General features: G+C 72.5%; 12 protein-coding genes. 7 read left to right on the forward strand and 5 right to left on the reverse strand.

Annotation, left to right across the window (positions count from 1 at the left end; genetic code table 11):
- Positions 1-65: 65 nt before the first annotated feature.
- On the reverse strand, positions 66-1,676 hold the full coding sequence (locus tag AB0J36_RS33810; RefSeq protein ID WP_357119725.1) for an NAD(P)/FAD-dependent oxidoreductase: 1,611 nt from the start codon (positions 1,674-1,676) through the stop codon (positions 66-68).
- 72 nt (positions 1,677-1,748) lie between these two features.
- Here AB0J36_RS33810 and AB0J36_RS33815 point away from each other — a divergent pair, with 72 nt between their 5' ends.
- The gene (locus AB0J36_RS33815; protein WP_357119728.1) at positions 1,749-3,182 is read left to right on the forward strand and encodes an aldehyde dehydrogenase family protein; all 1,434 of its coding nucleotides are present in this window, start codon (positions 1,749-1,751) and stop codon (positions 3,180-3,182) included.
- A 66-nt stretch (positions 3,183-3,248) separates the two neighbouring features.
- Here the strand turns inward: AB0J36_RS33815 and AB0J36_RS33820 are convergent, their stop codons facing one another.
- Positions 3,249-3,650, reverse strand: coding sequence for a ChaB family protein (locus AB0J36_RS33820; protein WP_357119731.1), 402 nt, complete (start codon positions 3,648-3,650; stop codon positions 3,249-3,251).
- A 178-nt stretch (positions 3,651-3,828) separates the two neighbouring features.
- Between AB0J36_RS33820 and AB0J36_RS33825 the strand changes: the two genes are divergently transcribed.
- The 4 genes from AB0J36_RS33825 (at position 3,829) to AB0J36_RS33840 (ending at position 6,174) form a co-directional block, all read left to right on the forward strand.
- Positions 3,829-4,806, forward strand: a complete 978-nt coding sequence (locus AB0J36_RS33825) for a YihY/virulence factor BrkB family protein (RefSeq protein WP_357119734.1) — start codon at positions 3,829-3,831, stop codon at positions 4,804-4,806.
- An 82-nt stretch (positions 4,807-4,888) separates the two neighbouring features.
- The gene (locus AB0J36_RS33830) at positions 4,889-5,305 is read left to right on the forward strand and encodes a DUF2795 domain-containing protein (protein WP_007458076.1); all 417 of its coding nucleotides are present in this window, start codon (positions 4,889-4,891) and stop codon (positions 5,303-5,305) included.
- A 47-nt stretch (positions 5,306-5,352) separates the two neighbouring features.
- Entirely contained in the window at positions 5,353-5,814 is a 462-nt protein-coding gene (locus tag AB0J36_RS33835; RefSeq protein ID WP_357119737.1) for an SRPBCC family protein, read from the forward strand.
- A 108-nt stretch (positions 5,815-5,922) separates the two neighbouring features.
- Positions 5,923-6,174 carry a hypothetical protein gene (locus AB0J36_RS33840; protein WP_355053421.1) on the forward strand — a complete coding sequence of 84 codons (252 nt, stop codon included), beginning with the start codon at positions 5,923-5,925 and terminating at the stop codon, positions 6,172-6,174.
- Here AB0J36_RS33840 and AB0J36_RS33845 read toward each other — a convergent pair.
- Positions 6,129-7,400, reverse strand: a complete 1,272-nt coding sequence (locus AB0J36_RS33845; protein ID WP_357119740.1) for an MFS transporter — start codon at positions 7,398-7,400, stop codon at positions 6,129-6,131. The genes AB0J36_RS33840 and AB0J36_RS33845 overlap by 46 nt on opposite strands.
- A gap of 157 nt (positions 7,401-7,557) precedes the next feature.
- Here AB0J36_RS33845 and AB0J36_RS33850 point away from each other — a divergent pair, with 157 nt between their 5' ends.
- Positions 7,558-7,767 carry a hypothetical protein gene (locus AB0J36_RS33850; protein WP_357119743.1) on the forward strand — a complete coding sequence of 70 codons (210 nt, stop codon included), beginning with the start codon at positions 7,558-7,560 and terminating at the stop codon, positions 7,765-7,767.
- Between the two features lie 106 nt (positions 7,768-7,873).
- Here the strand turns inward: AB0J36_RS33850 and AB0J36_RS33855 are convergent, their stop codons facing one another.
- Both AB0J36_RS33855 and AB0J36_RS33860 read right to left on the reverse strand, forming a co-directional pair.
- Positions 7,874-8,197, reverse strand: coding sequence for a nuclear transport factor 2 family protein (locus AB0J36_RS33855; RefSeq protein ID WP_363661570.1), 324 nt, complete (start codon positions 8,195-8,197; stop codon positions 7,874-7,876).
- A 59-nt stretch (positions 8,198-8,256) separates the two neighbouring features.
- Positions 8,257-9,087, reverse strand: a complete 831-nt coding sequence (locus AB0J36_RS33860; RefSeq protein ID WP_357119749.1) for an SDR family NAD(P)-dependent oxidoreductase — start codon at positions 9,085-9,087, stop codon at positions 8,257-8,259.
- 58 nt (positions 9,088-9,145) lie between these two features.
- Here AB0J36_RS33860 and AB0J36_RS33865 point away from each other — a divergent pair, with 58 nt between their 5' ends.
- Positions 9,146-9,796 (forward strand): TetR/AcrR family transcriptional regulator, encoded by a 651-nt coding sequence (locus AB0J36_RS33865; RefSeq protein WP_357119752.1) that lies wholly within the window; start codon positions 9,146-9,148, stop codon positions 9,794-9,796.
- The last annotated feature ends 157 nt before the right edge of the window (positions 9,797-9,953 follow it).

Genomic DNA, 9,953 nt, shown 5'->3' on the forward strand with positions numbered 1-9,953 from the left:
GCGTCGTACACGAGGTTTGCGTCAGAATCCGGCCCGCCGGTGACGCAAACCTCTTGATCACCGCGTCAGGTGGGGGGGTAGATCGCTCGGTGGGCTGTGGTTACGGCCGCCTTGTAGGCGGTGCCGGTTAGGGCGCGGTCGCGGGCCAGGGCCGCGCGGGCCGCGTTCGCGCCCGGCGCGCCGTGCACCCCACCGCCCGGGTGCGCCGACGAACTGGCCAGGAAGAGCCGGTCCACCGGGGTGTCCGCGCGGCCCAGGCCGGGGATCGGGCGCAGGAACAACTGTTGGTACGCGGCGGCGGTGCCCCCGCCCAGCGCGCCACCGACCAGGCTCGGATCGCCCTTCTCCAGGTCGGCCGGTCCGGCCACGTGCCGGCCCACGATGAGCTGCCGGAAACCCGGGGCCGCCGCTTCGAGCACGTCCTCCATACGCTGCACGTGTTCGGCGATGTCCTCGGCCCGCCAGTTCCGCCGGAACGGCAGGTGGGTGTACGACCAGAGCGACTCGGTGCCCGGCGGCGAGTGGCTGGGGTCGGCCACGGACATCTGCCCGACCAGCAGGAACGGGTCGCGGGGCAGTTCACCCCGGGCCAGCTCGCCGGCGTAGCGGGTCAGCCCGTCGAGGTCCGCGCCGAGGTGCACCGTGCCGGCCCCGGCGATCGCCCGGTTGGTCCACGGGACGGGGGCGGAGAGCGCCCAGTCCACCTTCAGCGTCGAGCCGTCCCACCGGAAGTGCGCCAGGTCCTCCACGAGCCGCGACGGCAGGACCGCCGCACCGACGAGGTCGAGGTAGAGGGCGGGCGCCGGCACGTCGGCGAGGACCGCCCGCCGGGCCCGCCACAGCGTGCCGCCCTCGGTGCGTACGCCCATCGCCCGGCCGCGCGCGGTGAGCACCCGGTCGACGCGCGCGCCGTACAGGATGCGGCCGCCGCGTTCGGCGAGGCGGTCCACCAACGCGTCGGTGATCCGCCGCGCGCCGCCGTCGGGCACCGGCCAGCCGACCTGCTGGCCGAGCATGGCCAGCAGCCAGCCGTACACGCCGGAGCCGGCCTCCTCGGGGGACAGGTCGGTGTGCAGGGCGCATCCGGCGAGCAGCGCCGGGCCCCCCTCGCCGTCGAACAGCTCGTCGCCGAGTTTGCGCACCGGCACCACGAGTCGGCGGGCCAGCCGCAGCGCTCCCGCGACCCGCAGCCGGCGCAGCAGACCCAGTCCGCCGCGTACCGGCGGGAACGGCGTGGTGATCGCGGTCAACATCGGCTCGGCCACCTCGAGCCAGTCCGTGTACGCGTTCAGCCAGCGCTTCCCGTCCCCGGGGGCGAACTGTTCCAACGAGGCGGCCGTGGCGTCCGGGTCCCGGTTGATCACCGCGGCCCGCCCGTCGGGCAGCAGGTGCGCCAGCACGTCCGGGGCGTGCCGCCAGGACAACCCGTGGCGGCCCAGGTCGAGGCCGTTGAGCACGGGCGAGGCGTACCCGAGGGGGTAGAACGAGCTGTAGAGGTCGCTCAGATAGCCCGGCGCGGTCACCTCGGCCGACTGGACGGCGCCGCCGGGTACGGCGGTCGCTTCCAGCACGACCACGTCCCACCCGGCGTCGGCCAGCAGGTTCGCCGCGACCAGGCCGTTGTGCCCGGCGCCGATGACGACGGCGTCCGCGCCCTGCGCGCCGGTGGTAGTCATCCGACCCGCCTACCCGGGGCGCAACCGGGCGAAACGCGTTTGTCTCGCCGGGACCCGGGCATCCAGCGCCGCATGTACACGGTTGCGCAGCTGGTGGGCGGGGTGTGGGGCGCGGGCGGGTCCGGCGGCGAGCTGGTCGTGTGTGATCCGGCGGACGGCGAACCGGTCACCTCGGCGCCGGTCGCCACGGCCGACGAGGTCGGCAAGGCGGCCCAGGCGGCACGCGAGGCGGCCGACGAGTGGGCGGCGACCGCGCCGGCCGAGCGGGCGGCGACCCTGCACCGGGCCGCGGACGCGGTCGCGGCGCTCACCGACGAGCTGGCGGCGGCGGTCACCGCGGAGATGGGCAAGCCACTCGCGGACGCCCGCGGCGGCGTCGAGGCGGGCATCGGCACCCTGCGACAGTACGCGGAACTCGCGCCGCTGCGCGGCGGACGGACGTTGCACGGCGCGACCGACGCGGTGGACTTCATGACTCCACAGCCGCGCGGCGTGGTCGCCGCGATCACCCCCTGGAACGACCCGGTGGCGGTCTCGTGCGGGCTGCTCGGCGCGGCCCTGGTCACCGGCAACGTGGTGCTCTACAAGCCGAGCGAGCGGACGCCCGCGACGGGTTGGCTGCTGGCCCGGGCCCTGGACGGGGCGTTGCCGGCGGGCGTGCTGTCCCTGCTCACCGGCGGCCCGGAGGTCGGCGCGGCGCTGGCCGCGCAGGACGTGGACGTGATCGCGCACGTCGGGTCCACCGCCACCGGGCGCAAGATCGCCGCCGCCGCTGCCGGCACCGGCGCGAAGGTGCTGCTGGAGAACGGCGGCAGCGACCCGCTCATCGTCGACGCGGGTGTCGACCCCGAGTGGGCGGCGGAACAGGCCGCGCTCGGCGCGTTCGCCAACGCCGGGCAGATCTGCGTCGCGGTGGAGCGGATCTACGTACATCGCGACCTGGCCGACGACTTCGTGGCGGCGCTGGTGCGTCGGGCCGACGCGTTGCGGGTCGGGCCGGGGCGCGACCCGGGCACCGAGTTGGGCCCGCTCGTCGACCGGCGGCACCGCGACCACGTGCACGGACAGGTGACGGCGGCGGTGGCGGCCGGCGCGCGGGTACGCACCGGCGGGGAGCTGCCGGACGGACCGGGCGCGTACTACCCGGCCACCGTGGTCGCCGACTGCCGGCACGACATGGCGTTGGTACGCGAGGAGACGTTCGGGCCGGTCGCCCCGGTGGTGGTGGTCGATTCGTTCGACGAGGCGCTGACCTGTGCGGCGGACTCCCCGTACGGGCTGGCGGCCACGGTGCTGACCGCGTCGATGAGCCACGCGCAGCGGGCCTGGCGGGAGCTGCCGGTGGGCACCGTGAAGGTCAACGCGGTGTTCGGTGGGGCGCCGGGCGGAGCCGCGCATCCGCGCCGGTCCAGCGGGCAGGGCTTCGGCTACGGCCCGGAGCTGCTGGACGAGTTCACGGCCACGAAGGCGGTGCACATCGAGGCGCCCGGCGGCGGGCGGTGGTGAGCGGTCAAAGCGGCACGGGGCGGACGCAGGGGTGGCGCGTCCGCCCCGTGCCACGCTGCGCGTGGGTCAGTCGCCGCGAGCCTTGCGGGTCGCCCGGTCGTTGGCCTTCTCGATGGCCGTGACCAGCTCCGACTTGGTCATGCTGGACCGGCCCGGCACGTCCAGCTTGCGGGCCACCGACATCAGGTGGTCCTTGCTGGCGTTGGCGTCCACCCCACCGGCGGTGGGGGCACGCCGCTCGGGGCCTCCACCGGCGGCCTGGCGGTCGCTCGGGCCCTTACGACCCTTGGGCTCCCAGTGGTCGCCCACCTTCTCGAACTGGTGCTTCACCGCCGCGAAGGCGGTACGGTGCGACCGCTCGCCCTCGCCGTAGGTCTCCACCGCCGAGTCGTGGGTCTTCTCCCAGGTGCGCTGCGCCTTGTCCGAGGAGCGTCGCAGCGTGCTGGGCATGTCCTCGCGCGCGGGCATCTCGTCCTCCTGATGCATCGACAGAGTCACTGTGTCCGTTCCCCGCGAGCGCGGCGGCAAACCCTAGCGGCGTCGGCGGGCCGCCGAGCGGGTTTGTCGATTTCCCGCCCTGGGTACCGGCCGGTCCAGGCCAGACCGGACGACCGGTCATCCGGTGGCCGGGGCACAGGGAGCGGGCATGACGACCACGGATCCCGGCACGACACTCACCGGTTCGGGGATTCCCCGGCGGATCCGGCAACTGAGCTGGCGGACGTGGCGCGGGGTGCTGGTCCGCAGCGTGCAGAACTTCGTGAACGACAACTGCTCGGACTGGGCCGCCGCGCTCACCTACTACGGGGTGCTGGCGCTCTTTCCGTCCGCCATCGTGGTGGTGGCCCTGGTCGGCCTGGTCTCCTCGGGCGAGCGGACCCTCGACACGGTTGTCGACCTGGCCAAGCAGGTGGGTGCCGGTTCGGTGGTGGCCGACGACGACGGCGGCGTGGTCGGGGTGATCCGCTCGGTGGTCGTCCAGCAGAGCAACGCCAAGGTGCTGCTGAGCTTCGGTCTGCTCGGCGCGCTGTGGTCCGCGTCGGGCTTCATCGGTGCGTTCACCCGCGCCTCCAACGCCATCTACGGGGTGACCGAGGGCAGGCCGGTCTGGCGGCTGCGGCCGTTGCAGATCGGCCTGGCCGCCGTGACGCTGGTGCTGCTCGCGGTGGTCGCCCTCGCTCTGATCGTCAGCGGCCCGGTCACCGACGCGGTCGGCGACCTGATCAACGCCGGTGGTCTGGCGCGAACGGTGTGGAGCGTCGCGAAGTGGCCGGTGCTCGCCCTGGTGATGATGGTGCTGCTGTCCCTGCTGTTCTGGATCGCCCCGAACGTGCGCCAACCCCGTTTCCGCTGGCTCACCCCCGGCGGCGCGGTGGCCCTGCTCTCCTGGGCGGTGGTGTCCTTCGGTTTCGGCTTCTACGTCGCGAACTTCGCCACCTATCAGACGACCTACGGCAGCCTGGGCGCGGCCATCGCGTTCCTGGTCTGGCTCTACCTGTCCAACTGCGCCCTGATGCTCGGCGTGCAGATCAACGCCGAGGTGCAGCGCGGCCGGCAGTTGCAGGCGGGCGAGCGGGACGCGGACGATCCGGTGCTGCCGCCACGCAGGCCGGCCGAGGACTGAAAGGGACCGGATGTCCGGCCCGAGGGCCGGTTCGTGACCGGGTGCCGGTTTACCGGGCGGGGTGCCGGGTAGCGCAGAAGGCATGGAGCGTGGCAACAGCAAGCACGGACCGAGGATCGACGAGCAGATGAGCCAGGAGGTCAGCGGCCTCGTGCAGGGGCCGGGCACCGGCGGCTCACGGGTCGACGAGTCCCGGGTGCCCGAGCCGGCCGGTGAGGACCAGCCGGAGACCACCACGGCCCCGGCGGGCGACCTGCGCACCGGCACCCCGCAGGGGATGAGTTCCACGGACGTGGAGCAGCGCAGCCGGCTCGGCCGGTTCATCTCGATGAGCGCGCTGCCCGGCGACCGGTTGGTGCTCATCGCCAGCGCGCGGGAGAACGAGGCGCCCGACGACATCGTGGCGGCGCTGGAACGGCTGCCCGAGGGCACCGAGTACCAGACGGTCTCCGAGGTGTGGGCCGCGCTCGGCCACAAGAACGAGACAACCCGCTGGTAGTGATCGCCCCCCGATCCGACAGACAGCGGCCGAAGGAGGATTGACCGATGAGTGGCGTTACCGAACACGTCGAGGTTTCCGTACCCGTGCGGACCGCGTACGACCAGTGGACGCAGTTCGAGGAGTTCCCCCAGTTCATGGAGGGCGTGCAGGAGGTCCGGCAGCTCTCCGAGACGATGACCCACTGGACGGTGGACATCGCCGGTGTCAAGCGCGAGTTCGACGCCGAGATCACCGAGCAGCTTCCCGACGAGCGGGTCGCGTGGCGTTCGACCGGCGGCACCCAGCAGGCGGGTGTGGTGACCTTCCACCGCCTGGACGAGAGCAAGACCCGGGTCACCCTCCAGCTCGAGTTCGAGCCGCACGGTGTGGTCGAGCAGGCTGGCGACAAGCTCGGCATCGTCGACCGGCGCGCCAAGGGCGACCTGGAGCGGTTCAAGACGTTCATCGAGCGGCGCGGTCAGGAGACCGGCGCCTGGCGTGGCTCGGTGGACCGCCCGCAGCCGTGATCGGGCGTACGCGATCAACGATGGCCGCCGGTTTCCCGGCGGCCATCGTCGTGTTCCGGGCCGCGGCGCACCTGTTTGCGATCATCGCGCCCGGGTACCGCTGATGGCATGACGGACGACAGGGTGTGGCGGGACGAGGAGCGGCTGCCGCTGGAGGAGTTGGAGCGCGCCGTGGCGGGTTCCAGCATCGACGGGCAGGCTGACGACGTGACCGGCAACGACGCCGGCGAGGAGGCCGCCTTCGGGCACGGGCCGGCTGCGGCCGACCGGGGCGGCGAGGCGCCGGGGCGGGAGCCGACCGACCCGGAGCGCGCCTACCGTCCCTCCACGACCGGCCGTACCGGACCGGACAACGGATAGTCCACGCCGGGCGGCCCGGTCCGCCCGGCGTCCCCGGACGACCGGCGGGCGCCCAGCTCGTAGAGCACGATCAGCGCCAGCGCGAGCACCACCAGGGACGGGCCGAGCGCCTGTACCGACACGTTGCTGATCAGCACGCCGAGGCCCGCCGGAACGAGCGCCGCGCCCAGACCGGCGGCACCGATCTGCAACCCGATGGCGCGGTCCGCGTGCGCCGCGCCGACCCGCTCGGCGGTGGTGAGGGTGAGCAGCGGGAACACCGGCGCGGCGGCGAAACCGAGCACGACCAGGCCGAGCACGGCCAACACGGCCGAGCCGGGGACGGCGATCAGCGCCGCGCCGACGGCCATGCCCGCCAGGCTCACCCGCAACACCAGCCGGGGCCCGAGCCGTTCGGCCACCACCCCCTGCACCACCCGGCCGACGAAGAGACTCCCCCAGTACGCGGAGACGCAGCCGCCCGCCACCGCGCCGGTCAGGCCGCGCCCCTGGGTGAGCAGCAGGAACGCCCACAGCCCGGCGGACACCTCGATGGCGACGTACAGCGCGAAGGCCAGTGTCCCCGACCAGACGACCGGCAGCCGCAGGGTGGCCAGGACCGGCACCCGGACCGGCGCGGCGGTGTCGGACGTTTCCGCGTCCGCCCCGGGAGCGGGATCGCGGCGTCGCCACGCGCGTACGGTCAGCGCGAACGCCGTGGCGAGGGCGAGCTGGGCGGCGGCCACGATGCCGTACCCCCACCGCCAGGCCAGTCCGGCGCTCAGCGCCGCTGTCATGATCAGTGGACCGATCGCCACGCCCAGGCCGAAGAAGGCGTGCAGCCAGTTCATGTGGCGCGGACCGAACGCGCCGGCGGCGTACGCGTTGAGCCCGGAGTCGACAGCGCCGGAGCCCAGCCCGAGCAGCAGCGCGCAGCCCACGATCACCGCCAGCCCGGGGCTCAGGGCGTATCCGGTCAGCGCCAGGCTGGCGAGCAGGGTGCTTCCGGCGAGCAGCGCGCCCACGCCGATGCGGGCCAGCGTGAACCCGGCCAGCACGCTGGAGGTGAGGTAGCCGACGGTGCCCGCGGTGAGCAGCAACCCGACGGCCTCGGTCGGGATGCCGAAGTCCGCCCGGATCGACGGCCAGCCGACGCCGAGCAGGCCGTCCGGCAGGCCGAGGCTGACGAACGCGAGGTAGGCCAGCAGGAGCAGCGCGGCGCGGGGTGGCGGGGGCGAGGTGGACATGGGACAGCATCCTGCCGCAGCGCACCGTACCGTCGTCGGAAGGCGCCCGCCCGCTGCGACAAGAAGTGGTGTCCGGACGGTCGAGAAAGCGGACAGCTCAGTCAGAATCGGCCGATCGGGGGACGGCAAACGCGCGTGTTCGCGTAAGAATTTCGGGATGCATCAAGGCTCCGGAATCCTCTCCACGCGTCAGCGCCGCATCGCCTGGCTCGGCTTCCTGCTCGCCGCGCTCCAGGCGCCGGTGTCGGCCCGGCTCGTCTCCGACGACTCGTGGCTGTTCAGCGTCTGCGTCGCGCTGATGGTGGCCACCGTGATCATCGCCGACGACGCCGCCCGTCGTCGGCCCGCCAACGCCCCCAGCGAGTAGAGCGGCCAACCGCACTTCCGGCCAGGGGCGCTCTGCTGGTGCCGCTGGCTGCCCGTTCCTGGTCACCGGCCGGAGCCGCCCTGTGGCAGTTCCGGCCGGCGACGAATCAGACGGGCTCGATCGCAAGGCCGCTGATCTGGTCGTCCTTGATGTCGAACACGAGGGCGAAGGACAGGGGCCCGCCAGGGAAATCACCGTCCCCGGAGGCCACCAGCCGGTCGTGGGCGAACGAGGTCGGCGTGAGCACGACCCTGGGGTCGATCAGGTGCCCCTGGATCCACTCGCGGATCTCGGCCTCGCCGGTCCAGGTCTGCCCGTCATCGCGCACGGTGGCCCCGTCGCCGAAGACCGCGGCCATCTCGTTCGCATCGTGCGCGTTGGTCGCCGTGATGAAGTGATCGACGGCCTTGGGCAGAGTGATGTCGTTCATTTCTTCTCTCCAGTCTTCTCGGGTGCCAGGACGCGGGCGCGTCCTGGTGTGTGACAGGCTCAGAAGTCCGCTCCACGGGAGAGCTTCTCGTTCGCGCGCAGCTCCGCGAGCGCGTTCTCGTGCATCGCGACAACGGCGTCGTAGCCGGAGTTGCCGAGCACGATCCGCTTCGGCGGGACGGGTGCGTTCAAGGCGCTGATCACGGCCTGCACCCCACGAACGGGGTCTCCCGCCTGCTTTCCGTTGTGGTCCACGAACGCCGCCCGGACGCCCTCGACCATCGGCAGGTAGGCGTCGACGGTCTCGTTGACGTCCTCGTTCTGGAAGTAGGCGAAGGCCTTGGTGCGGAACGCTCCCGGCTCCACGACGAGCACGCGCACGCCGAACGGCTCGACTTCCTGGCGCAGTGTCTCCGACAGTCCTTCGATCGCGAACTTCGCCGCCGCGTAGTAGCCGAACCCCAGCGCGCCGACGAGGCCTGCCACCGACGACATGTTCACGATCCAACCGTCGCCGCGTGCCCGCATACCGGGCAGGACGGCGCGTACCACCTCGACCACGGCGAACAGGTTGAGGTCGAACGTGCGGCGGATCGTCTCGTCGGGGGCACCCTCGATCGAGCCGTACCAGCCACGGCCCGCGCTGTTGACGAGCACGTCGATCCCGCCGAACCGCTCCTCGGCCGCCCTGACCGCCGCACGCACCTGGTCGGCATCGGTGACGTCGAGCTGCAGGACCAGCACCCGGTCGCCGTAGGACTCAGCCCACTCCCGCAGCTCAGCAGGCCGACGCGCGGTCACCACCACCTGATCGCCCTGCTCCAGGGCAGCCTCGGCATAGACGAGGCCGAACCCGCCGGGCGTCCCACCCGTGATGAACCAAGTCCTCATGGACTTCTCCTTTCGCTATAGCGAGCAATGTAGCGCTACATGAGCTAATGTAGCAACTATGCAGAACGCACGAGATCGACTCCTGCTCGCCGCGGCGGAACTGCTGGAGAGCGGCGGCACGGTGTCCACCAGGGCGGTGTGCGACCGCGCCGGCGTGCAGGCCCCGACGCTGTACCACCACTTCGGCAGCAAGCAGGGCCTGATCGACGCCGTGGCGAGCCACGGCTTCACCCAGTACACGGCGATCGAGAACTCTGGCGACCCGCTGAACGACCTGCGCGAGGGCTGGGACAGACACGTACAGTTCGGGCTGGAGCACCCGTCGTTCTACGGGCTGCTCTACGGCCGCGCAGAGCCGGGAAGGCCCTGCGCCGTCACCGCTCCCGCGCACGCCGCGTTGCGCGACCGGTTGACCGCCGCCCGGGGCCGACTCAAGGTGCCGGCGGCCGATGCCGCCGAACAGGTGTTGGCCGCCAACGTCGGCATCACGCTCACCTTGATCAGCCAGCCAGAGCCGGATCTCGAGCTGTCCGGACGTGTCCGCGAGGCCGCGCTGGCCGGAGTCCTGCGCATGGCCCCCACCGACGCCCCCGCGACTCGTGCGAGCGCCGCGCTGACGCTACGTGCGCTGGTCGGCGACGACCCGGGCGACCTCACCCCCGGCGAACACGCGCTGCTCGGCGAGCTCCTGGACCGCCTGGCCCGTTAGGCCGTGTCTTTGAAGGATCTTGGTGGAGAATGATGTAGCGCGGCCTTCGACGGCCTGGGACGAACTCTGGCGTTCCGACCGCCACGCCATGCGACCGACGGTGACAACACCCCGGTGAGCGTGTTTGCGGGGTGGGAACAATATGACAAACCCGCCA

This window comes from Micromonospora sp. NPDC049662 (assembly GCF_040675055.1).
Taxonomy (GTDB): Bacteria; Actinomycetota; Actinomycetes; order Mycobacteriales; family Micromonosporaceae; genus Micromonospora.